24 protein-coding genes, 1 tRNA gene, 2 pseudogenes and 1 riboswitch are annotated in these 21,457 nt (G+C 40.7%); of the genes and pseudogenes, 13 read left to right on the top strand and 14 right to left on the bottom strand.

Translation table 11 applies throughout. The features are described from left to right. Window positions 1-133 precede the first annotated feature (133 nt). The 4 genes from yjcA (at window position 134) to spoVIF (ending at window position 1,608) form a co-directional block, all read left to right on the top strand. Window positions 134-490 carry a sporulation protein YjcA gene (gene yjcA, locus JMN17_RS14615; RefSeq protein WP_087993930.1) on the top strand — a complete coding sequence of 119 codons (357 nt, stop codon included), beginning with the start codon at window positions 134-136 and terminating at the stop codon, window positions 488-490. A 279-nt stretch (window positions 491-769) separates the two neighbouring features. Continuing rightward, on the top strand, window positions 770-976 hold the full coding sequence (locus JMN17_RS14610; RefSeq protein WP_087993929.1) for a hypothetical protein: 207 nt from the start codon (window positions 770-772) through the stop codon (window positions 974-976). Window positions 977-1,057: 81 nt separating this feature from the next. Continuing rightward, on the top strand, window positions 1,058-1,216 hold the full coding sequence (locus tag JMN17_RS14605) for a YjcZ family sporulation protein (protein WP_202328439.1): 159 nt from the start codon (window positions 1,058-1,060) through the stop codon (window positions 1,214-1,216). Between the two features lie 137 nt (window positions 1,217-1,353). Further along, window positions 1,354-1,608 carry a sporulation-specific transcription regulator SopVIF gene (gene spoVIF / locus JMN17_RS14600; protein ID WP_019714009.1) on the top strand — a complete coding sequence of 85 codons (255 nt, stop codon included), beginning with the start codon at window positions 1,354-1,356 and terminating at the stop codon, window positions 1,606-1,608. A 72-nt stretch (window positions 1,609-1,680) separates the two neighbouring features. Here spoVIF and JMN17_RS14595 read toward each other — a convergent pair whose 3' ends face one another. Next, entirely contained in the window at window positions 1,681-3,960 is a 2,280-nt protein-coding gene (locus JMN17_RS14595; protein ID WP_202328438.1) for an ATP-dependent helicase, read from the bottom strand. A gap of 119 nt (window positions 3,961-4,079) precedes the next feature. On the opposite strand from JMN17_RS14595, the gene JMN17_RS14590 reads away from it, so the two are divergent. Beyond that, window positions 4,080-4,334, top strand: a complete 255-nt coding sequence (locus JMN17_RS14590) for a hypothetical protein (RefSeq protein ID WP_087993927.1) — start codon at window positions 4,080-4,082, stop codon at window positions 4,332-4,334. Between the two features lie 74 nt (window positions 4,335-4,408). On the opposite strand, the gene JMN17_RS14585 is transcribed toward JMN17_RS14590, so the two are convergent. The 3 genes from JMN17_RS14585 to JMN17_RS14575 are packed head-to-tail and all read right to left on the bottom strand — an operon-like array spanning window position 4,409 to window position 6,109. After that, entirely contained in the window at window positions 4,409-4,831 is a 423-nt protein-coding gene (locus tag JMN17_RS14585; RefSeq protein ID WP_202328437.1) for a GNAT family N-acetyltransferase, read from the bottom strand. A 3-nt stretch (window positions 4,832-4,834) separates the two neighbouring features. Further along, window positions 4,835-5,350 carry a YjcG family protein gene (locus JMN17_RS14580; RefSeq protein WP_087993925.1) on the bottom strand — a complete coding sequence of 172 codons (516 nt, stop codon included), beginning with the start codon at window positions 5,348-5,350 and terminating at the stop codon, window positions 4,835-4,837. A 36-nt stretch (window positions 5,351-5,386) separates the two neighbouring features. Next, on the bottom strand, window positions 5,387-6,109 hold the full coding sequence (locus JMN17_RS14575; RefSeq protein ID WP_202328436.1) for an esterase family protein: 723 nt from the start codon (window positions 6,107-6,109) through the stop codon (window positions 5,387-5,389). 166 nt (window positions 6,110-6,275) lie between these two features. Beyond that, window positions 6,276-6,396, top strand: a riboswitch (SAM riboswitch). Between the two features lie 67 nt (window positions 6,397-6,463). Here JMN17_RS14575 and metI point away from each other — a divergent pair. Beyond that, complete coding sequence (metI, locus tag JMN17_RS14570) at window positions 6,464-7,585, top strand: cystathionine gamma-synthase/O-acetylhomoserine thiolyase (RefSeq protein WP_202328435.1); 1,122 nt, start codon at window positions 6,464-6,466, stop codon at window positions 7,583-7,585. Beyond that, entirely contained in the window at window positions 7,578-8,750 is a 1,173-nt protein-coding gene (metC, locus tag JMN17_RS14565) for a cystathionine beta-lyase (RefSeq protein ID WP_202328434.1), read from the top strand. Before metI ends, metC begins: the two co-directional genes overlap by 8 nt. Window positions 8,751-8,779: 29 nt before the next feature. Here the strand turns inward: metC and JMN17_RS14560 are convergent, their stop codons facing one another. Together JMN17_RS14560 and JMN17_RS14555 are read right to left on the bottom strand one after the other, a co-directional pair. Continuing rightward, window positions 8,780-9,325 carry a GNAT family N-acetyltransferase gene (locus tag JMN17_RS14560; protein ID WP_087993922.1) on the bottom strand — a complete coding sequence of 182 codons (546 nt, stop codon included), beginning with the start codon at window positions 9,323-9,325 and terminating at the stop codon, window positions 8,780-8,782. A 69-nt stretch (window positions 9,326-9,394) separates the two neighbouring features. Beyond that, window positions 9,395-10,585, bottom strand: coding sequence for a DUF819 family protein (locus tag JMN17_RS14555; RefSeq protein ID WP_202328433.1), 1,191 nt, complete (start codon window positions 10,583-10,585; stop codon window positions 9,395-9,397). A 173-nt stretch (window positions 10,586-10,758) separates the two neighbouring features. On the opposite strand from JMN17_RS14555, the gene JMN17_RS14550 reads away from it, so the two are divergent. The 3 genes and pseudogenes from JMN17_RS14550 to JMN17_RS14540 all read left to right on the top strand — a co-directional run bounded on the left by JMN17_RS14550 (window position 10,759) and on the right by JMN17_RS14540 (window position 13,601). Then, window positions 10,759-10,831, top strand: a tRNA-Val gene (locus JMN17_RS14550). 258 nt (window positions 10,832-11,089) lie between these two features. Then, a pseudogene (locus JMN17_RS14545) lies at window positions 11,090-12,032 on the top strand (phage tail tape measure protein); the annotation flags it as partial. A 123-nt stretch (window positions 12,033-12,155) separates the two neighbouring features. Then, on the top strand, window positions 12,156-13,601 hold the full coding sequence (locus JMN17_RS14540; RefSeq protein WP_202328432.1) for an ApeA N-terminal domain 1-containing protein: 1,446 nt from the start codon (window positions 12,156-12,158) through the stop codon (window positions 13,599-13,601). Between the two features lie 631 nt (window positions 13,602-14,232). On the opposite strand, the gene JMN17_RS14535 is transcribed toward JMN17_RS14540, so the two are convergent. The 3 genes from JMN17_RS14535 to JMN17_RS14525 form a co-directional block, all read right to left on the bottom strand. After that, window positions 14,233-14,385: a PhrK family phosphatase-inhibitory pheromone gene (locus tag JMN17_RS14535; RefSeq protein WP_014479495.1), complete on the bottom strand. Its 153-nt coding sequence runs from the start codon at window positions 14,383-14,385 to the stop codon at window positions 14,233-14,235. Continuing rightward, the gene (locus JMN17_RS14530; protein ID WP_242519912.1) at window positions 14,382-14,657 is read right to left on the bottom strand and encodes a hypothetical protein; all 276 of its coding nucleotides are present in this window, start codon (window positions 14,655-14,657) and stop codon (window positions 14,382-14,384) included. The genes JMN17_RS14535 and JMN17_RS14530 overlap by 4 nt, the downstream gene beginning before the upstream one ends. 200 nt (window positions 14,658-14,857) lie before the next feature. Further along, window positions 14,858-15,100, bottom strand: a complete 243-nt coding sequence (locus JMN17_RS14525) for a hypothetical protein (RefSeq protein WP_202328431.1) — start codon at window positions 15,098-15,100, stop codon at window positions 14,858-14,860. Between the two features lie 110 nt (window positions 15,101-15,210). Between JMN17_RS14525 and JMN17_RS14520 the strand changes: the two genes are divergently transcribed. Together JMN17_RS14520 and JMN17_RS14515 are read left to right on the top strand one after the other, a co-directional pair. Further along, the gene (locus JMN17_RS14520) at window positions 15,211-15,873 is read left to right on the top strand and encodes a hypothetical protein (RefSeq protein WP_202328430.1); all 663 of its coding nucleotides are present in this window, start codon (window positions 15,211-15,213) and stop codon (window positions 15,871-15,873) included. A gap of 126 nt (window positions 15,874-15,999) precedes the next feature. Continuing rightward, entirely contained in the window at window positions 16,000-16,320 is a 321-nt protein-coding gene (locus tag JMN17_RS14515; RefSeq protein WP_202328429.1) for a hypothetical protein, read from the top strand. A gap of 455 nt (window positions 16,321-16,775) precedes the next feature. Here the strand turns inward: JMN17_RS14515 and JMN17_RS14510 are convergent, their stop codons facing one another. From JMN17_RS14510 to JMN17_RS14500, 3 genes are read right to left on the bottom strand one after another with little or no spacing between them, the layout of a single operon-like run. Next, window positions 16,776-17,075 carry a contact-dependent growth inhibition system immunity protein gene (locus tag JMN17_RS14510; protein ID WP_202328428.1) on the bottom strand — a complete coding sequence of 100 codons (300 nt, stop codon included), beginning with the start codon at window positions 17,073-17,075 and terminating at the stop codon, window positions 16,776-16,778. A gap of 52 nt (window positions 17,076-17,127) precedes the next feature. Further along, entirely contained in the window at window positions 17,128-17,436 is a 309-nt protein-coding gene (locus JMN17_RS14505; RefSeq protein ID WP_202328427.1) for a hypothetical protein, read from the bottom strand. A 60-nt stretch (window positions 17,437-17,496) separates the two neighbouring features. Continuing rightward, complete coding sequence (locus JMN17_RS14500) at window positions 17,497-17,862, bottom strand: CDI toxin immunity protein (RefSeq protein ID WP_087990822.1); 366 nt, start codon at window positions 17,860-17,862, stop codon at window positions 17,497-17,499. 118 nt (window positions 17,863-17,980) lie between these two features. On the opposite strand from JMN17_RS14500, the pseudogene JMN17_RS22165 reads away from it, so the two are divergent. After that, window positions 17,981-18,062, top strand: a pseudogene (locus JMN17_RS22165) (peptidoglycan-binding domain-containing protein); the annotation flags it as partial. Between the two features lie 36 nt (window positions 18,063-18,098). On the opposite strand, the gene JMN17_RS14495 reads toward JMN17_RS22165, so the two are convergent. Together JMN17_RS14495 and JMN17_RS14490 are read right to left on the bottom strand one after the other, a co-directional pair. Continuing rightward, the gene (locus JMN17_RS14495; RefSeq protein ID WP_202328426.1) at window positions 18,099-18,539 is read right to left on the bottom strand and encodes an SMI1/KNR4 family protein; all 441 of its coding nucleotides are present in this window, start codon (window positions 18,537-18,539) and stop codon (window positions 18,099-18,101) included. Between the two features lie 15 nt (window positions 18,540-18,554). Beyond that, a complete protein-coding gene (locus tag JMN17_RS14490; protein ID WP_202328425.1) occupies window positions 18,555-20,408 on the bottom strand; it encodes a T7SS effector LXG polymorphic toxin in 1,854 nt (617 codons plus the stop codon). Window positions 20,409-21,457: the final 1,049 nt, after the last annotated feature.

Below are 21,457 nucleotides of genomic sequence, written 5' to 3'. Positions count from 1 at the left end.
CATACTTTATATAATGCAAAAAGGGTACAGAGCGGAATAAGAAAAATAACCAAATTTCATGGGGACAAGATGCAACTCATGAAGTATAGGGTTTTTGCATATATGTAAAGGGGATGTTGAAAGGAGTGAACAAGTGGTTATCAATGGGCTGACAATTGTTCTTCTTTCGCTTGCGGTTTTCCGGCTCGCTCGGCTGCTGGTGTTTGATACGATTATGGCGCCGCTTCGCAGCCTGTTTCATGAAGAGAAGGAAGAAAAGGATGCGGACGGGAACATTGAAACGTATATCGTGATTAAGGGAACGGGGGTAAGGGCGTTTATTGGTGAATTGCTGAGCTGCTATTGGTGTACAGGCGTGTGGTGCGCCGGCTTTTTGATTTTATGCCAGGCCTTGCTCCCTCAAGCGGCGCAGTGGCTGATTTTACTATTGGCGATAGCCGGTCTTGCCGGCATTATAGAAACACTCGTATCAAAATGGCTGCAAGAATGAGGCGCTATCACCAGCAACTTTCTGCCAGAATACGCATAAAGTAGCATATATGACATAAGGAAAGGAAGGGAACTAAATGAATCAATTCAATAAACCTTCCCAAAAAACTCCATATACAGATTCATCATATCAATCAAAAAAGATCAAAAAGAAAGGCTGCGGGTGCGGAAATAAAAAGAAAAAGCCTCAATAGCCTGACAACGAAACCGGAGATCTCCGGTTTTTGTTTTTTTAACGGAGCGGTCTCGCTCAGCATATATCATGAGTGGGGGGATACCAATGGATGAGTTCGAAAAATGGATAGACAGAAGATATGAACCTCACGAACAAAAGAAAAAAGAACATGAAGATATCATGAGCAGCATCGGAAAAGACTTGGAAGCATTTGATGAAGCCGGTGTGGCGTTTGAAGAGGAGATTGAAGAGCTTGCTGAAAAAACGGAATCGTTACTTCAAAAAAATCAGGCTCAGTATGATCCATCGTAAATCCGCAAACGCCCTATGCGAATATCCAAGCCGAATCAAATGGCTCACATAGTGTATAGAGAGTAAAGGAGGTGCTTATCTATGGGCTTTGGATACGGATTCGGAGGCGGCTACGGCGGCTGTGGCGGCTATAGCGGCGGTTATGCCGGTGGTTACGGCGGCGGCTATGGTTCAACATTTGTTCTTTTAGTCGTATTGTTCATTCTCCTAATCATTGTAGGTGCATCTTATTTCTGCTAAAACTTTAGAGGAAGTGCGGGAAATCCGCGCTTCCTTGCAGTCTGAAAACCATTCGAGGAAACAAATGTAATAAGATAGGCACATCACTCATTAGTGTTCATATAATACCGTATTACTCCGCCAAAAGGAGGCGCATTATGGATAATCAATTTTTTAAGAACATCGAAAAGAAAACAGGCGTCAATATGCAGGATGTTATGAATCTTGCCGGCTCTCTTCAAAACGCCAATTTTAAAGACGAAAACACAGTACGCAGTGTTATTAGCCGCGTAGCACAGCTGGCAAACAGACGCGTGCCGAAAGAATTAGAGGATAAAATTGTCCAGTCCATTACAAGCGGTAAAGAAAAGCTTGATTTTGGGACGATTTCTAAAATGCTGGATAATAAATAATCGGATGGCCTGGCTGACTTTTGACAGCGGGCCTTTTTTACAGAAAAGACCCGGCAGTGATCTGCCGGGCTGTTAGCTATGCAAGGGCTGTCTTACTTGCCGTAATAAGGGATACAAAAATCTTGAACCGTGGGCCGTTTTGCCGCGCCTGTTGGCGGGACAAGACAAATATAAGTGCTGTTTGGCCCGGGTCATGGCTACATACAAAAGGCGTCTTTCTTCCTCGAGGGGAGCTTCATCGCCTTTTCTCGCTGTTTCTAATGAGAAATCGTGCGGTATCGAGCCGTCTACCGCGCCTATCACGTAAACGGTTTTGAATTCAAGGCCTTTTGAGCGGTGAATGGTCATCAGCTGAACACCGTTTTCATCCGTTTTGTTTTTCTCAGCGGCCCTCATATGGTCTACGTGGGCGAGAAAGTCAGGAATTGATTTGAATTTTTTGGCGACGACCTTGATGTCACGCAGGTCATCGGAGCCTTTTTCCAGTTTGTTGCCTTCATTTCCCCGTTTTTTTAAATACTCGGAGAAGCCCATTTTTCCTTCGGCGAAGGTGATCGCTTCCACCGGCTTCATCGTGCGGATGCTTGCAAAAAGTGGCACGATCTTCTTGATTTTATTGAGCTGGAACGGCTTCAGATCAGGCAGTTTGGCCAGCGCTTTAATCATTGAACAGTCCTCGGTAATCGAGAGCGCCTTCAGCGTGTTCAAAGCGGACTGCTTTAAGAACAAGGCGGGCAGCAAGTGCTTAATCGCCTCAGTATCATCCTCATTTTGGCTGGCGTACAAGTATGCGAGAATCTGGCGGACAATCCGTCTGCTGTAAAACGATTGGACGCCGCGGTCAGCTGTATACGGAATTGACGAATGATGAAGCCTTTCGTATATGGCGCGGCCTCCGCTGTTTGTGCGGTAGAGAACCGCAAAGTCTTCAGGATTTGCCCCGTTTTGAATTTTTTCTTTGATATCGGAAACGACCATTGTGGCCTCTTCCTCTTCGTCATAAGGATAAAACAGCATAGGGACCTGGACGTCATCACGCGCCGCTTCAAGCATTTTGGCATACCTGTTTTTGTTCTTTTTCACCACGATATCAGCGCTGGAGACGATCGGGTGCGTGGACCTGTAGTTCGCGGTTAAATAAATCGTCTTCGCTCCGGGATAATCCTTCTGAAAATCAAGAATAAAAGATGGATTGCTTCCGCGAAACGCGTAGATGGACTGATCGTCGTCCCCGACACAGCACAGGTTTTGTTCCGGGCTTGCCAGCATTTGCATGATTTTATATTGAACGGGGTTAATGTCCTGAAACTCATCAATCAATATATAAGTAAACCGGGATTGATACTGTTCCAGAAGGCCCGGCCGATCGATAAACAATTCGTAGCAGGCAGAAGCCATGTCATCAAAATCAAATTGGTTGTGTTCTTTTTTCTGGCGTTCATAATGTTCATATAATCGATAGACTTGTTTTTCCCACTCATCTTGCAAAGGGATGCGTTCGTTCGGCACATATGTGTTTTTCCAAAAACCGATTTGCTGCAAGGCCTGATCTACGGGGAACTCTTTTTCATCTATCCCTTCTTCATAGAGTGCTTTTTTGATATATTGTTCCCGCTGCCACTCCATTTTCAGCAAATGCTCGCCGTTCCATTTAGCAGGATCATCGTGATATAAGATTTTATAAAATAAGCTGTGGAATGTTCCGGTGACAAGTCTTCTGACTTTTGCCGGCTGTAATCCGTACTGCTTTGCCATCCGCTCTTTCATTTCGGCGACAGCTTTTGTCGTAAAGGTGACAAGCAGCATGTTTTCCGGCGGTATGCCTAAGTGTTCGATCATGTGGGCGGCACGAGCCGTCAGCACGCGTGTTTTTCCGCTTCCCGCACCTGCAAGCACAAGCAGCGGGCCTTCCGTTTCCGTGACAGCTTTCAGCTGATCCGTGTTCAAGCCGACAGACGGGAAAAGGCTCGTATCAGGTTCTATTGTTTTTTGCACAAATGGTGTTTTGGGTTTAATGCTTCTCGGCCGCTGCCATTCCGTGACAGCAAGAGACGAGTCAGCAGCAATTGCTTTTCCCTTGGGCAAACGAAAGACACCGGATTCCTGATACTCTTCTTTTTTCTCCTCTTTAGCGGGCTTCGTTTCGCAGGCCTCCTCACATGCTGGAAAGTGGCCTGGCTGGCGGTGGATAAACTCCGGCGGATCAGCGATGTTGAGCCTTAACAAAACGGGTTTTCCGCAATGAGAACAAAATAAATGTCCTTTTATTCCTTCTTCAAAGAGGAATTGATAATGTTCTCTCGAATATGTATGTAAATGTATCGTTCGATCATTCAGTCGGGCGCATTTCAAAAAGGGGTCCTCCCAATCAAAAAAAGGTGTTCATTACAGACAAAGACTATCATATCAAAAGAAACGTGTTTCAAAAAGTAAGTTTAAGGGAAAAGAGATAGCAGAAGGGTGGGTATCGTATGATATATGCAGGTCAAATTCAAAACCAGCAATACGCTCAATATGCAAATAGAACGATGGGATATAAGCAGGATTACGCCGGAACCGAAAAAATCAGCTATGTCCCGTTTCAGCGGGTATACAAGGAACTGGAAAAGCAGCAGGAGAATCAAACGGCCGCTGAAAGAAAAGTAAACGAGGTGAAACGTAAGCGCTCTCTTTATAAGAGGTTGCGAGAAAAAGGGATGGGCACATATATTAATCGATATGTATAAAAAACCGTTCACATCCAGAGAACGGTTTTTTTTATGCAAAAAAAGATCCGGATCTAAATAGACCCGGATGCTGTTTAGTCTTTCATCATTTGTAAGTGCGGAATGCCTGCATCGAGAAATTCTTTTTCAGAAAGCACGCGATACCCGTGTTTCTTGTAAAACGGCACAGCCTGCGTTTGCGCGTTTAAAATGAAGCCCGAAGCGCCGCCGTTTGCCGCCGCTTTTTCGAGAGCTTTCATAATGATGCCGCCGACACCGGAGGAGCGGTGGCTTTTCAATACGCAAATTCGCTCTAATTTGCCGTAGCCGTCCTTCATACGCCATCTTCCGGCGCCGACAGGCTTTTCGCCGTCATACACGACGATATGCTCCGATTCATTTTCAAGCTCGTCAATTTCTTCTTCAGCAGGTACGTTTTGTTCTTTGATAAAAACTTCTTCTCTTACATAAAATGCGTCTTTCATTTGTTCTTCATTTTTTGCGATAACTGCTTCCAAACACTATTCTCCTTTGCCTAGCAAAAAGGTTTCATATACTGTCCATGATCCGTTTTCAAGCTGATAAAGCAAATGGAAACGATCAATGATTTCTTCATGCGACACTTCCTGCATTTTTAATTGTCCCAGTACATCCGAATGCTCATCGTCGGAAAGATTTTGGCCGACCGTCACATGCGGGACAAAAGCGTATTCCTGTTCACCGGCCAGCACACCGGTGTATAGCTTTTCATTGAGTGTTTTTAATTCTTCCGTCGGCTCTGCTTTGATGTAAATGACATTATTGACAGGCGCAAATGAACTGTATTTTGTCAATTTGAGAACGACCGGATGGGACTCCTTCGCGATGTTTCTCAGATGTGATACAAGCTGATCCGCTTTCTCCTCCGTTAATTCAAGCGATGATCTCAGCGTCAAATGGGGCGGGATCAGGGAATAGCTTGGATCATAGCGCTTTCTGTAAGAGTTCGCAAGGTCTTGAAGTTTTTTTGATGGAAATAAAACGATTCCGTATTTCATATTATGTCCCTCCTGGAAATAAAGTATGATATAGTATTAAAGCATTTTTTTCAGCGCCGGCGTGATAAGCGGCTGCCAGTATGTCCATTTGTGGTCTCCGTCAAATGGCTCATAATCATAATCGGAAAGCTTCTTCTCCAGCAGCTGTTTCAGCGCCCGGTTCGGTTCTGTAAAGTCCAGAATGTTCCCGTCTGTCGTGTGGACGTCAGTTTCTTTTGTGCCGATTTGGTGATAAATAGAGAGGTGTTCGATATTGTCCGATTGCTTCACGGCATCCAATACATGTTTGTCAACATAGGGAGACTGCATGATGATGTTTCCGAACATATTCGGATAATCAAGCGCTGTCATAAGAGATATGGTCGCTCCCAGCGAGTCCCCGATCAGCGTTCGTCCGTAGCCGACCTGATAGGTAGGATACTCGTCATCCGCAAATGGTACGAGCTCATGGGCGATGAACCGTTTATACGCCGAAAATTTAGAGCCTTCCGGATGGTAGGTTTTTCTGCGCTCATGAACATCCTTATAAGGAACACCGATAATAATGCTCCGGTCAATTTCCCGTTTGGACAGCAATTCCTCGACCTGTCTGCCAATTCTCCCCAGCCTGAAATAATCGTGGCCGTCCTGCGCGATAATGACATGGTATTTATAAAGAGGGGAGTAGTTGGACGGCAGATAAACGAGCAAGGTCATTTCCTCGTTAAGCTCTTTCGAAAAGACTTTCTTTTCTTGCACTGTGCCGTTTTTCGGTGCCATAATGCATTCCTCCAGGACATCACTAGACTTTCTTGCGTTTTCCATTATTGTACCATGAATTATTAGAAATTTCTCTCTTTAAACTGTTCGGAACCCGAAGAAAAAAGTGTTGAAATTAACTGCGAATTGCGTTAATATAAAACAATCAGAAAATTGAAATCGATATTTCTTATCGTGAGAGGTGGAGGGACTGGCCCTTAGAAACCTCAGCAACCGGCTTGTTTTGCGTATGTGCAAAGCGCCAAGGTGCTAAATCCAGCAAGCGTTTTATGCTTGGAAGATAAGAAGAAGTTTAAACCCCTTCTTCTTATGAAGAAGGGGTTTTTTATTTTGAAAAGGGAAGGTGTCTGCTATATGTCACAGCATGTTGAAACGAAATTAGCCCAAATCGGGAACCGAAGCGACGAAGCAACGGGAACGGTGAGTCCTCCTATTTATTTATCAACAGCATACCGCCACAGAGGGATCGGAGAATCAACCGGATTTGATTATGTCCGCACAAAAAACCCGACACGCCAGCTTGTGGAGGACGCGATCGCCAGCTTAGAAAACGGAGCGAGAGGGCTTGCCTTCAGTTCGGGAATGGCAGCCATCCAAACGATTATGGCGCTGTTTAAAAGCGGAGATGAACTGATCGTTTCATCGGACCTATATGGCGGCACGTACCGATTGTTTGAAAATGAATGGAAAAAATACGGCTTGACCTTTCATTATGATGATTTCAGCGACGAAGACTGTTTACGCTCTAAGATTACGCCGAATACAAAAGCGGTGTTTGTGGAAACACCGACAAATCCGCTCATGCAGGAGGCGGACATTGAAAAAATCGCCCGGATGACAAAAGAGCACGGTCTTCTGCTGATCGTAGATAATACATTTTATACACCGGTCTTGCAGCGACCGCTTGAGCTGGGGGCTGACATTGTGATTCACAGCGCAACCAAGTATTTAGGCGGGCATAACGACCTGCTTGCGGGGCTTGTCGTTGTGAAAGATGAAAAGCTTGGAGAGGAAATGTTTCAACACCAAAATGCCATTGGCGCGGTCCTGCCTCCGTTTGATTCATGGCTTCTGATGAGAGGAATGAAGACGCTCAGCCTCAGAATGCGCCAGCACCAGACAAACGCGCAGGAGTTAGCGGCGTTTTTAGAAAAGCAGGAAGAAATTGCGGATGTGCTGTATCCGGGAAAAGGCGGCATGCTGTCCTTCCGTCTTCAAAAAGAAGAGTGGGTGAACCCGTTTTTAAAAGCGCTGAAGACCATTTGTTTTGCGGAAAGCCTCGGCGGGGTGGAGAGTTTTATTACATACCCTGCCACACAGACGCACATGGATATTCCTGAAGAGATCCGCATCGCAAACGGGGTCTGCAATCGTCTGCTGCGCTTTTCGGTCGGAATTGAACATGTGGAAGATTTAAAAGAAGACGTAAAACAAGCGTTATGTCACGTTAAAGAGGGAGCTGTTTCATTTGAGTAATCACAATTGGACGCTGGAAACCCAGCTCGTGCACAATCCATTTAAAACAGACGGCGCAACCGGGGCGGTCAGTGTGCCGATTCAGCACGCATCGACATTTCATCAAACTTCATTTGAAGAGTTCGGCGCATATGACTACAGCCGCTCAGGCACGCCGACAAGAACAGCTCTCGAAGAAACCATTGCCGCACTTGAAGGAGGGACGAGAGGATTTGCTTTCAGTTCAGGCATGGCTGCGATCTCTACAGCATTTTTACTTCTCTCACAGGGCGACCATGTTCTTGTAACAGAAGATGTATACGGCGGAACCTTCCGCATGGTAACAGAGGTGCTGACCCGGTTTGGCATTGAGCATACGTTTGTCGACATGACTGATATTAACGAAGTGGCGCGGAATATCAAGCCGAATACAAAGGTCATTTATATGGAGACACCGTCAAATCCGACACTTGGCATTACTGATATTAAAGCGGTTGTTCAGCTTGCGAAAGAAAACGGCTGTTTGACCTTTCTGGACAATACTTTCATGACTCCTGCTCTGCAGCGTCCGCTTGATCTCGGCGTGGATATTGTGCTTCACAGCGCAACAAAATTCCTGAGCGGGCACAGCGATGTGCTCTCAGGCCTGGCTGCTGTCAAGGATGAAGAGCTTGGGAAACAGCTGTATAAGCTGCAAAACGCGTTCGGCGCCGTCCTTGGCGTGCAAGATTGCTGGCTTGTGCTGCGCGGATTAAAAACATTGCAGATCCGTTTGGAGAAAGCAAGCCAAACAGCGCAGCGGCTTGCGGAGTTTTTTCAGAAACATCCATCTGTGAAACGCGTCTATTATCCGGGGCTGGCTGATCACCCGGGCGCTGAAACCCATAAAAGCCAGTCAACGGGAGCGGGGGCTGTGCTATCTTTTGAGCTTGAAAGCAAAGAGGCCGTTAAGAAGTTAGTAGAGAATGTATCACTTCCGGTCTTTGCTGTGAGCCTTGGCGCCGTGGAATCGATTTTGTCCTATCCGGCAACGATGTCTCACGCGGCAATGCCTAAGGAAGAGCGGGAAAAACGCGGCATCACAGACGGCCTGCTCCGTCTTAGTGTCGGTGTCGAAAACGCAGACGATTTAGAACGTGATTTCGAACAAGCGCTGAAAGAAATCGCGGCAGTGGCGGTTCGTTAAAAAAGAAGCCGGGGATGGCCCGGCTTCTTTTATTGTTCATCATCAGGATTCAGAATCGCGAGGACTTGATGATCCTCCCAAACGCCGTTGATTTTCACATTTTTTTGGGCGATGCCCTCTTTATGAAATCCCGCTTTTTCCAATACACGCATGGACCCGAGATTGCGGGGCATCACACCGGCTTCAATACGGTGCAGTTTCAATTCGTGAAACGCAAAATCAACAATCAATCTGACGGCCTCTGTCATAAGGCCCTTTCCATTATGGGCTTTGTCTAAAAAATACCCGATGAACGCCGTTTGCAGCGCTCCGCGAATGATTTGAAAGAGCGAAACCGTCCCAATTAATGTATCGTCTGACGCAGTAAAAATGCCAAAATGATACTCTTCATCTTTCTCCAGTCTTTGCTGATACTCGCTTATTCGTTGTCTTTGCCCCTCAACCGTATAGTAATCGTCCGCGCGAATCATGGAGAACTGTTCAAAAAAGTCCCGATTTTCGCTTTGCAGCCGCAGATTTTCTTCCGCATCCTTTACTTCTAAAGGTCTTACATAGATGTTTTTTCCTTTTAACATACAGTGATCTCTCCGTTCTCATGTCAGCATATCTCTTACATTATTCTGAAGAAACTGCAAATATCCTTTTTATAAAAAGGAAGAAAACCAATTTCCCATAAAGGTGCCGACATAGTTCCCAATTAAGTAGCCGAGTGTACCGACAAGCATAATCGGGGCGACAAGCTCCCGCCACCCCTTGGCAATTGCCATCGCAGCCGCTGTCGTCGGCCCTCCGACAGCAGCGTTGACAGCCAGCAAAATTTCTTCAAGCCGCACGCGGAACAATTTTCCGACGGCTAAGGAAACCGCTACATTGATGATTGCAATAACTAAGACAAATAAGAGAATAAGAGGCGCCTTGGTGACGATTAAGCGCAGATCTGCAGGAATGCCGATCACCACAAAAAACAAATATATCAAAAAGGTTCCAAGCTCTTGAGATCCATTAAGCCTTTCAAAAAAACGCGGGAATAGAAAAATGATAAGAACAGTTAAAGACGTGAGCATCAGATACTGATCGCCAAGCGTTCCGGTCAAAAGAGGATGAGAAAAAAGGCTTTTGAAAAAGCTGGAAATCTTCACGCTAACTGCAACAAGCGCAAAAGCAGCACCGGCATTAAAAGCGATATCCTTTAAGGAAATGTCCTTCCGTTTCCAATAGCTTTCTGCACTGTTTCCGCTCTTTCCATCGGCTTGTACTTTTTCTTCAAACGGCATAGCATAATGCCGCTGAAACCATTTAACCGCAGGAATACTGATTAAGATAAAAAACAAAAGCGCCATCATAACATTATCAGCCACAACAGCAGCCGACACATATTCCCCAGGCGTCTCAAATTTCGCCGCCATCGCCGCGAAGTTGACCCCGCCGCCGATATAAGAGGCGCTGATCATCCCGCCGATTTTATCGAGATAAGGAATATGCTGTTTGAAAAGAAAAAAAGCGAAGACGCTCCCAAGCACAGTGCCAGCAGAGCTAATCAGAAAAATAAAGAGCAAACGCCTGCTTTCCTTAAAAATCTGCCGCACATTGATCTGAAACAGCAAAAGGGGAATCGCCAGCGGCACCACATAAGACCACACAGTATCATATACAGGCGACTCAACAGGAAGCACTCCTATATTTGTAAACACCATAGCACCTACAAGCGCAATGATAGCGCCAGACACAGCGGACGCCCACTTAAAACGCTGCTCCAGCCCGATGCTCACTGCCGCCCACACCGCAATAAACCCCCACAATACCCAAACATCATCAGAAGAAATCAAAGAATGCAAAACCCCATCACCTCTATTGTTAGAAAATTAAAACATATTATAATAGCCGAGGAACAGAACAGCAAGTCCGAAAAAAAGTTTTTCTGAAAAAGCGGTTGACGAATAGAGGAGAAGGTTATATAATAAAACATGTCAGAAAGACAACAACATACCCAGTAACACATACATATCATGATTCCGTAGCTCAGCTGGGAGAGCGCTACCTTGACAGGGTAGAGGTCGCTGGTTCGAGCCCAGTCGGAATCATAGCTTAAACCCTTGCGTAGCAAGGGTTTTTTACTTTTCATTAATAAAGTCGGATTATCAAATTTGCAAGTTGTTGGCGAACTTGATTTTTTGGCTTCGAAATCTATTGACCGTCTCTCTTTTTTAAGGACAAATTGTTGAAAAGATAAGCTGTCTTATCAACTGATTTTATTGTTGCATGGCAATAACAATACTATCGAATGTAGTTCGATTACCGGCGTGACTCAGTAATCCAGCAAGATTTCAGGTTCTAATATAATGCATGATATTGAGTTAGAAGCGCATCAAAAACCTACTCAAGATAAGATAGATGAAATCCACAAAGAAGATGATGAAGCTAAATATCAAAGATAAAGTTTATAAACTTTCAGTGGATTCTGACGAAGCGAAAGCTCAAGTCAAAGACTTGGAAAAACAGCTTCAAGAACAACAGGAAGCATTAGATGAATTCATTAAAGATCGTAGCAACACAAAACGGAAAGAAGCTCTACAAGATCAGCTTGAAAAAGATCAGGACGCCATAAATGATAAGTACGACAATTTAACGAATGACGAAAGAGCATTTAAGAAGATTGAAGACAAACTCATGAATGGAAAGATAACTGATATCACCAAGCAATTGAACGAGTTTTCAAAGTTTATTAACAGCAATATGGAGTCTATCGGTAAGAGCATTTCAAACAACCTGATTGATAAGCTAAAAGAGGCTTCAAATGCCCTCTCCACAGTAGTTAAGGGGAACACAACCGGTAAAAAAGTATCGTCATTTGATACAGGCGGGTACACTGGAACAGGCTTAGGTGCTGGTAAGCTTGCATTCCTGCATGACAAAGAACTTATTTTAAATAAGACAGATACAGAGAACATGCTTCAAGCTGTAAAAGAAGTACGTAAGCTATCTAATAGTGATTTAGAAGCTGAGAAGCAAGTTAAACCCGACCTAAGCAAGTACAAAGATATTCTAAGTTCTGTATCGTTTGCAGCTGGGAAACTTGGATTGCCAAACCTAAATGCAAATATAAAGACGAATGTTCCAAATTCCATAGTGAACAATAACACTGAAAACTCAACGGTTAATAATGATGTAAAACTCCAATTTACAATAACTGAAGCCAACAATGCTAAAGAGACAGCAAACTTAGTTTATAAAGAGATCACAAATGGGCTCAAAAACAAGGGGCTTAATTTTAATATTGGGTAACAGTGGTGTACTTCCATTCATTTTTCGATTGGAAAGTACGCTTTTTTTTGTTTATTTCTGGTTCATAATGCTTGATAATGTATTATTAGTTAAGGAAAAAATTATTAAAAGGGGGCTAATATCATGAAAGTAAGGAAGCTAAGTAGAATTGATACTTTTGATATTATGGGGAAATGGTGGAAGAAAGATATCCCGGAAGATTCAGTATTTGGCACATTAAAGTACACTCCTGAAAGTATTACATTAGAATTAGTTGGTGTTTTATGTGATGAAGGTGACCTTTTCAATTTTGATAGAGAAGTTCCCAATGAAATATACGGGGTTTCAGTTAATGGGGAAAGTTTTAAAATTAATGTGTTATCAAGAATTAGTGCTTCAACTCCTTCTCCTGGCATACCTGGGGAAACATATAGTGTAAGGAGCTTTCTTGTAGGTAATTATACAGAAGAGTTCCCGGAAAACTTTGATAACATTCTATATAATGCAGATTATTTAACTCAGTGGATAGCCCCACAGGTGTTTGAAGAAACAAGAATACCAAGGGACAACTACTATAAAATAGAATATTCCGTCCCTGAAACACGGAAATACAATATTGAAAGTCTTAATAGCATTATTGAGGAAACTTTTATGGGGAATACAAGGATGGATTATTTATCCAATATAGAAGTTAAGGCAAGACATACATCATGGTTTAAAATAATACCTGAACAAAGTAGAGACATTGATTGGTTTCTAAAAGTTATACGCTCATTTAAAGGATTTCTAAATTTATTAATTGATTATACAACAACAGATGAAAATATTATACTTAGAGTATTTAAGAGTGAAGAAAATAGATACTTGGAATACAAATATTTTGAAAGCATAAAAGAGGTTAAAAAGAAGAAAAAAGGAAATGTACAGTTTCTTTTTGATTATGAAGATTTAAAAGAAAAATTTGGAGAGATAATGAATAGTTGGTTTGAAAAAGAAGATAAATTAATAACAATATTAACATTTCACTTGCATAATTTTGAAAATCTATATATTGATTCTAAGTATATTAACGCTGTGCAAGCATTAGAGATTTTTCATAGGAGATTTTACGAAGGAAACACTATTGAACAGGATTTGTATATTGAAAATGCAGAAAAAATAAAGCGGTATATAGAGGACAATATAGATAATGAAGAGGTAAAGTCGTTCTTTTTAGGTAAATTTAAACACGGTAATGAATATAACTTAGGGAAAAGATTAAAAGAACTAATAAATGGATTGTCTTCTGAAGTTAAAAGTTTTTTAATAGGAAATAGCGAAAATAGGGATCGATTTATTCAAAAAACAGTTGAAACAAGAAATTATTTAACTCATTATGATATGTCTAAAAAAACAATGATTTTAAAGGAACCTTTTGAAAAATTTTTCAATATATATAGAATGAAATTAATTCTAATCTTTGTGGTTTTAAAAAAATTAGGAGTGGAAGAAAAATTAATATTTGACAAGGTTCAAAAACACAGACAGATGAGTTCACTGTTAAATCAAGCAAAAGATGTATTGAACAAAAAAAATAAAACACTATCCTAATTAGGGTAGTGTCGGCAGCGTTTTGAGAAGAGTTTCTTGTATGGAACATGAGAAAGACACCGTCCTTTTAAGTCTTTCTTTTATTTTATTACAGGAGAATGGATATTTTAAGCAAAAAAATAAAGGCTGTCGAGATTTTCTCGACAGCCTGAATAAAACACTATCCTAATTAGGGTAGTGTTTTATTTTTATAATTTTTATTGATGCACTCGACAGCCACACTCGCAAATAAAGTGTACATGCTTGTTCCCATTCCAGTTACAAACATAATTAGTTGATTATTTTAGACATGAAGGGCAAGTTACACCAGGCTTAATATCTGGTTCACCGTCATGCTGTTCATAAACCTCTAATACATTATCAAACATTTTGAGCACTCTTTTTGTTCCTCATCAAGTTCTTTTGTATTTATTTCTTTGCTCATCTTTTTCACCTCACACTTAGTAGCTTAGTTCTTACCCAATACAAAAAAAGCCCATTATAGGGCTGTATTTTAGAGATATGCTTTCTTACGCTGACGGCGTCTGATAATAAGATACAACTCCTATTATTGCTAACACGATGAATGCGGCTAGGATGCTCCATAACGTTATTTTAACGCCTTTTGTCATCTTATGCCCCTCACTTCTTATTAAGTTCCAACTGGTCTCTCTGCAATTTGAATATCAGTTCCGACTGGTTTTTCACTAAATTGAATGTCTGACTGAGTAAACAAACTAGCGCCAGCAGCTAACCCACTTAAGATAATAGCTGTAACAGACACACGAAGTATTAATCTTTTCATCCTATTCCCTCCAACTGCCTCATTTTCTTTTCGGCTAAAATAGCTCGCTTAGAAAATTCAAGAGCATCCTTATAACAATCTTTCTCCTCGCAGTACTGAGAGATAATCAAGGAAAGATCAAGAACACTGTCTAAGTCATTCTTTTCTTGAAGGAAATGAATGTAACTCCAACATTGCTCAATGGTTTCGTTTTGATTATCTTGAAGAAGTGCATAAATGATGTTTATTTTAGCCTCATACACTTTATTCTCTTTCTGGGTTAAATTTTCCAACCAGACCCTTTGGTTAAGTATATATGGTTATGATCTATTTACATAAATGAAGACAACAAACGACAGTTCATGATGAACCATCGCTTCTCTAGAAATGGGGAATGAGACAGAGATACATGATGAAGCTCTGTCCACTCTGCAAAATTGAGGAATGAAAAAAGGGCGTTTCAAAATTAAGCGCCCTCTGAACCATTATCTTTCTAACGGATTAATAAGTTAAATAAACCTGCAAGGATTATAATTGCTCCACAAACTGTAATAAACGTTCCGTTTTTTTTATTTTCTGATTTAGATGTTAGTATTCCTCTGATTAGATAATTAAGACCGACTAATATTAGTGACCAATAAAAGAAAACTCCTTTTAAGGTAAAGCCCAGTATGATAAATAAAAGAACCAATGCTAGTGTTGTGTAGTGGAAAAGTTTGAATGTAAGACTAGTCATTATAACCCCCCCTAGTTTAAATTCTCCTTAAAATACAATTAATGGGTTGAATTTCAATCTACAAACCTCCAGAATTGTAAATGTATAACAAAAGGAGGTTTTAATTTATCATGAAAAAGATTGTCCTTTCAAGTGTTGCTGTGTTGACTGCTGTTACAATTTTTAGTCCTGTTTCAGATGCAAAAGAACTTCAAGCTTCAAGTTCAGTTGTCCAGAATGTAGAACCATCATATAATACTGAGTCTGTAGATTATAACGGAACTACATACACTTTTTCAGAAAGAACTGTTAATGATGTAGTCGAGATTATTGTAAATGATGGGAAAAGAACAGACAAGATTCAATATGACCAAAATAACGATAAGCTTAAAGTTAATGGAGAAGTAGTGAATTTTGAACAAACTTCATCACCAGTAGAGCAATTGGCTAATAAAAATGATACATCTGCTGGAATTTTGAGAGATCATTGGGAAGGCTATAATGTCAGCAAGGGTAGTTTCAATGGAATTTCCGCAAGTGTAGGAGTTTTTGCCGGTGTTTTATTGGCAACTTGTATGAAAACAGCTGGCAGGGCTGGTGCTGTAACAGCTGCAGCTGGAATTCTTAGCAGTATAAGTAGTGTAAAAACCACGATTACATGGAGTAGGTATGACTTTAGGTTGCTCAATGCTAAGAAAGGTCAATATTCACGTAAATCTGATAACTATTTTATGAATTATAAAGGTAAGCAAATTTTTCAAACGTCATGGCTATGGAAAAGAAGATTAAAATAAATATTCCCCGTTTTTAAGTGATTCAAAATATAATTAGACTCCCTTTAGCTGGGGGTCTTTTATGCCGTGTGTTAAAATATGGGTGGGTGTTTTGTTATCACAAGGGGGAGAGAAGAAGGGGCACCAATGGATTTGGAAGATTACTTTAAAGCAGCTATTAAGTCATACTGTAAGCGACATAATATGTCACCTCAAAAAATAAGATTTACAAAAAACGACGGCTTTATAATTGTCAGTGTCAAAAACCATTCAGAAATTGGGATAGATATCGACTGTTTTAAAGTTCTTGACTGTATACTTAACATAATTGGGCCTAGAGAAATTAAATTTCGCCAAACAACCTTTATGTTATCGGACACTGAGATAGTAGACAGAGTTACGGTTTCTTTTGAAGAAAAAGATTATAAAGCTTTAAACGCATTGTTTTCATTACGGGAGCAGTCATAAATGGACTTTCATTTTCGAGGACATCTAAATGTAATATTATCGCTATCAGAGTGAATGAGTCGTTTAGTGAAGGTATCTATAAGATGTAGGCAGTCTCTATGTTCTTGTGTCACATGGAGTCACAAAAACTTTAAAAACCATTTGGTAACAACAAATATCAATCAGGAAACTAAATCCCATGAGGCCTGATATGACAAGGGTTTGGGCAATTATTTAGGATTGTTAAAGATTAGTCAGAATACGTGTCTCGTCCTTGACAGGGTAGAGGTCGCTGGTTCGAGCCCAGTAGGAATCATAGCTTAAACCCTTGCGTAGCAAGGGTTTTTTACTTTGCTTATTTATTGATTTTGTCATCATTCATCGAGTTGGGGACGAATTGGGGACGAAATTATTTTTTGAGTTGATTTTGAAGGGGAATTCAAAATCAACTCTGTTTTTGTGCTAGGTTTCATGGATTATAAAGTTTCAATATTCTTTTCTATTTTTTGAATAACTTGTTCGAGCCATACTAATGGAGATGCTCCGTAACTAAGAATGTCCACTCCGTCAGCAGCTTCATCGATAAAATCATTCTTTTCTTCATCCGTATAATCACTGTTAATAAAATCTTTTAATGCTACTATATTAGTTTCTTGCTCTTCTTTTGGAATCTCTTCTAAGTATTCGTCCAGTGCTGATTCTGGAGAATCAATATCCTGATGGAAATACCCACCAAGGAATCTAAACACAGGATCAGAAACTTTGATTTCAATCATTACTTATCACCACCAAGAAATGTTAACTTCAAATCTGAGAAATGGTACGTATCTATTCTATATAACTTTCTGCTATATCAATATCGTTTGTCATTTCTAAGTCAGGGTACTTTTCATCTAATTTTCTTAAACAATGAATAAGTTCTTTACTTTGCAAACTTTCAGCTAAATCTTCAAATACTTCACTGATCCAATATAAATCTTCTTTATTACAATTTTCTAGATAGCTAATTGTATTTTCCTCATTTTCTGAGAGCACTTTAATTATTTCATCCCAACTCTTTTGAATTCCATAGTCATCATTAAGATTAAGTTCTTTTCTTTTAATTAATATAGCTTCCATTTTTTTCTCTAAATTCATATTGATCCTCTTAACTAAGAAGGGCTAATATTTTCATATTGCCTTTCCTATTGTTACATCTCAATCATGGAAAAATTCAATCACATAACCAGATTCGCTGAACATGAAAGTATCTGAACCTACAGCAGTTACATCATCAATTACGTTTAAGGCGTTGTCTAAGCTGGTTTTTACAGCTGGGTAATCACCGTAAGCCCAAAGGAGAATAACAGTTTTATCATCTATTTTATTCTCAATTAACCATTCATCAATATCTTCAGCGTAATCAATAGATCTGTGAGAAGTTACTTCATCCCATTTAATTCTTCCCCATGATGTGAAGGGGAAACTTTCGCCAAGTTGTTCATGATATTTACGTGTCTCAGAAATAGTGAGGACTTCTTTGTTATTTCCAAGAGCTTCTAGACATTCTTCGTATAAAGTCATATTAACACTTCCTGTTTATTTAAATGTTTTAAAGGGATTTATAAGTATCTTCGTTTCCGTTAAAAGGTATATAATATTTCTTTGCTTTATCTCCTTTTTCATCGCCGACACCAGCAGACGGTTCAAGTTGATGAATGGACTAAATCCTGACGGCATTTGGACCGAAAACGAAAGCGAAGCTTGAATCTCTATTAAAATAAGAGAATCCCTTCTCGTAATGAGAAGGGAGTTATCCGTTATTCCTCGTATAGTTTATTAACCAACTCGGTAAATGAATCACATATATGACTCAATGCTCCATCAGGATTTTCATATGCAATTTCATGATCCCAAAAAACAATAGAAGGACTACTGATTACTTTTCGAAAATCGTAGCAGATTTCATTGCCAAACACATCATCCGCAATCGGTATTACTTTGGCGGGCATTCTACCATCTCGATAACGATTAGAAACGTTAACTATGTATGACTCGCTTTCTTTATGGAAGCTATGTAAGTATCCGAATGCAATTCCTTCCCTATCTTCAAGATCAAAAGTTTCGGGAGAGGGGGTAGCACCGGAATAGATTTTGACATATTTTAAATAATCTTTTGGAAACTTGACTTGTAACATGTTTTCTACTTCAGTAATTTCCTCGTTACTAACAGGATGCTCTCCGAAATCCCATTCAACCATTTTAATAAACTCCTTTTATCTGTATTTGGAACCTCCGCACCATATGTTTCTTCCTCCAGTATGTCCTGTCTTGCCATGAATATCTGCATCTACTAGCTGCATTATACCTTCATTTTGATGGTGGTGCCATGTAAAACCTTTTGGTTTTTTGCCTTTTGAAATCTGCTTTAACTGCATTTCTGTAAAATGTTTTTTTAACTCTGGATTTTTATTAATTTCTTGCTGTAATAGTTCAGTGGCTTTTTTAAATTGTGCAGTATCTTTCTGTAGATATAATGATCTATCAATCTTTACTTCGGTAACTGGTTCGAAAATCGGGAAGCCATCTTTATCATAAGGTACTCCGGTTACAGGATGAACATCATTTTTTAAATGTCCATTTTTTAAGTTGGTTGTGACGGTGTTACCGAATGCATCTTTATGTGTATATGGTGCAGCTTGGACGAATTGATCTTGTTTTGATTGAATCTCTTTTTTTAATATAGATGTATTTTTCACATTGTAGGTATTCTCTATATCTTGAGCTATCCCTACAAGTGCAGGTTCATATTTATTTTTTAATAAAGGATTAATAAAGTCTTTTCCTTTTAAAAGCCCTTTATTGACATGAGCAGCGGCTGTTCCAGCTTCAACCACTTTACCTACTTTAGAAAATTTGGTCGTGGTTTGCACTGCGGAACCCGCACCTTTTGTGCCAACGATATTTCCTAGCACATAACTGATATAATGCCCTTTTTCGTATGCACTACCATTTATCATTTTATCATTCCATGAGTCGACAAGGTTTGTCCAGATGATTTTAGAATAAGAAGGTACGCTCAAAATGGTTGTAACTGTTTTTGTCAGTTTCAGTTCGATAGGGAGCTGTGAATATTCCCATGCGCCCACAGCCAAGTCTTTAATGCCATATATGGTATCGTCAATCACATCGTCAATACCATCATCAACTCCCTCAACGAAATCAATTACTGTCTTGCCGGCATTGATTATACTTTCACCGACGGACTTCAGCTGTTTTGCTTGTTCAAGCTGCACTGCGTATTGGAGCTGTTCAGGGGTTAGATTCTCATATCCGACTTTCTTGGCAATGTCTAAGTATTCATCCGGATCCGTCACTCCGTCAGCTAGCTTCTTTTTCAGCTCTTTGATTTCTCGTTCTTTCGCTTCATCTTTCTTGATCTTCAAATAGGCTTCAGTCTGTTTCGAGATATCGCCTTTTTTCTTATGTATGTCACTTTCTCGATACGCTTTGGCATTGTACTGGATAGGGGAAGCATTTTTGCCTTTGCCTGTGGATTCCTCAAGCTTTTGGAAGTCCTTCTTGATGAATTGCTCGTTAGGCTCTGACTGGGCATATTCAGTAACAAGTGCTTCGTCCACGCTGTCTATTTTATTGACGGTTTTTTTGCGTTGGTTCTCGGCATCGGCGAGTTCGTCTTTGAAGTTTTCTGTCGAGAACAAATCAAGCGGAAGGACATCGTCAATATCATTTAAGATATCCTTCATGGCTTTCTTTTGTTCTGACATAATAGATTTTGATTTTGTGTAGGCGTTAGCCAGCTCATGTTCTAAAAAGGATTCTTCTATGTATGCATCGGCTAAGCTGGCGTCCTCTAAAGCGCCTGAAATGCTTGCCAAAAAAGCAATTTTCATATCAATTAGATCAATCCAATTGTCAGCAACTCCGGCATGATCTTGATAAAATGCTTTAATATTATCGGCGCCTTTGCCGGAAAACTCACTGTCATCTAAATCAGCTACAGCTTTGAAGGCTTTTTTTAGATTGACCATCTGACTTCTTAATTCTTTGTATTCTTTTGCACGTTTATCTGCTTCAGAAAGCAACGTCTTGGCTTCAAATACTTTCATGTTTATATCCTATCGTTTGAATAGTTCCAACGAGATTTTACCATGGGAAAAAGAAGAAGCAGAATATAATGTGATTTTAAAGGGCGAAATGATCAATACGATGTATGTCATTTTACCTGCTATTCGAATCAGATCATATTGAGATTTCTAATCTTAAATCAGCATTTGCCTAGGTTCAATTGTTTTGTTTCAGCATATGTTACGTATAAAACCAAAAAATTCCAATAGAGGAGTGCTATTTATGTACTACAATCAGGTTCCTATGCTAACTCATTGGAGGCATATGCATGATCGGGAGTATTTTGTTGATGCACAAGCGACTCGGCAGGAAACGGATATGACAGGAATCTGGCGAGGCAACGATGGAGGAGTGTACTACATCCGGCATGATGACCCCCATGTCTGGTGGGCAGGCTTTAGCGACAATGGCAGGGGGCAACACTGGACACACGTGTTTCATGGAATGCGGATGTTTGATGAGACTGGATCAGAGGTGATCTCTGGAAATTGGGCGGATGTACCACGTGGAACGAACAGGGGAAGCGGTACCTTGGTCGTCGCCCGTAGTGGAGACCGGTTGACCAAGGTAACCGGTGGAATTGCCGCGACTACATGGCAACGACTTCGATGGTAAAGCCAGCTGTTTGTTGTGGACTTATGCTGTAACGAATAAAAATTCCAATAGAGGAGTGCTGCTTATGTACTACAATCAGGTACCTATACTAACTCATTGGAGGCAACCTGCGTACGATTTGACAGGAACCTGGCGAGGCGACGATGGAGGCATTTACTACATCCGGCACCTGGATAACAATAAGATCTGGTGGGTAGGATTAAGCGACAACGGCAGTGGTCATAATTGGACCAATGTGTTTGAAGGGGAAGTGAGTTACGATTGGAGTGGGGCGGTGGAATTAAGCGGAAAATGGTATGATGTACCACGTGGAACGAACAGGGGAAGCGGCATCTTGGGCTTTTCGGTACGATTGGGCGATCTCGTCAAAACATACCAAAGCAGTGGATTCGGCGCGAATAGATTGAGGAGAATA

The sequence above is a fragment of the Bacillus sp. RHFS10 genome, assembly GCF_016757475.1.
Lineage (GTDB): Bacteria > Bacillota > Bacilli > Bacillales > Bacillaceae > Bacillus > Bacillus subtilis_G.
The sequence above is the reverse complement of the archived record's forward strand: the minus strand, read 5'-3'. Positions and strand labels throughout refer to the sequence as shown.

Excerpts from the sequence above, each read along its gene's own strand:
- JMN17_RS14610 (WP_087993929.1), top strand. The coding sequence starts at position 770 with ATGGATGAGTTCGAAAAATGGATAGACAGAAGATATGAACCTCACGAA.
- JMN17_RS14605 (WP_202328439.1), top strand. The coding sequence starts at position 1,058 with ATGGGCTTTGGATACGGATTCGGAGGCGGCTACGGCGGCTGTGGCGGC.
- spoVIF (WP_019714009.1), top strand. The coding sequence starts at position 1,354 with ATGGATAATCAATTTTTTAAGAACATCGAAAAGAAAACAGGCGTCAAT.
- JMN17_RS14590 (WP_087993927.1), top strand. The coding sequence starts at position 4,080 with ATGATATATGCAGGTCAAATTCAAAACCAGCAATACGCTCAATATGCA.
- JMN17_RS14580 (WP_087993925.1), bottom strand. The coding sequence starts at position 5,350 with ATGAAATACGGAATCGTTTTATTTCCATCAAAAAAACTTCAAGACCTT.
- JMN17_RS14575 (WP_202328436.1), bottom strand. The coding sequence starts at position 6,109 with ATGGCACCGAAAAACGGCACAGTGCAAGAAAAGAAAGTCTTTTCGAAA.
- metI (WP_202328435.1), top strand. The coding sequence starts at position 6,464 with ATGTCACAGCATGTTGAAACGAAATTAGCCCAAATCGGGAACCGAAGC.
- JMN17_RS14560 (WP_087993922.1), bottom strand. The coding sequence starts at position 9,325 with ATGTTAAAAGGAAAAAACATCTATGTAAGACCTTTAGAAGTAAAGGAT.
- JMN17_RS14540 (WP_202328432.1), top strand. The coding sequence starts at position 12,156 with ATGAAAGTAAGGAAGCTAAGTAGAATTGATACTTTTGATATTATGGGG.
- JMN17_RS14535 (WP_014479495.1), bottom strand. The coding sequence starts at position 14,385 with ATGAAAAGATTAATACTTCGTGTGTCTGTTACAGCTATTATCTTAAGT.
- JMN17_RS14525 (WP_202328431.1), bottom strand. The coding sequence starts at position 15,100 with ATGACTAGTCTTACATTCAAACTTTTCCACTACACAACACTAGCATTG.
- JMN17_RS14520 (WP_202328430.1), top strand. The coding sequence starts at position 15,211 with ATGAAAAAGATTGTCCTTTCAAGTGTTGCTGTGTTGACTGCTGTTACA.
- JMN17_RS14515 (WP_202328429.1), top strand. The coding sequence starts at position 16,000 with ATGGATTTGGAAGATTACTTTAAAGCAGCTATTAAGTCATACTGTAAG.
- JMN17_RS14510 (WP_202328428.1), bottom strand. The coding sequence starts at position 17,075 with ATGATTGAAATCAAAGTTTCTGATCCTGTGTTTAGATTCCTTGGTGGG.
- JMN17_RS14505 (WP_202328427.1), bottom strand. The coding sequence starts at position 17,436 with ATGAATTTAGAGAAAAAAATGGAAGCTATATTAATTAAAAGAAAAGAA.
- JMN17_RS14500 (WP_087990822.1), bottom strand. The coding sequence starts at position 17,862 with ATGACTTTATACGAAGAATGTCTAGAAGCTCTTGGAAATAACAAAGAA.
- JMN17_RS14495 (WP_202328426.1), bottom strand. The coding sequence starts at position 18,539 with ATGGTTGAATGGGATTTCGGAGAGCATCCTGTTAGTAACGAGGAAATT.
- JMN17_RS14490 (WP_202328425.1), bottom strand. The coding sequence starts at position 20,408 with ATGAAAGTATTTGAAGCCAAGACGTTGCTTTCTGAAGCAGATAAACGT.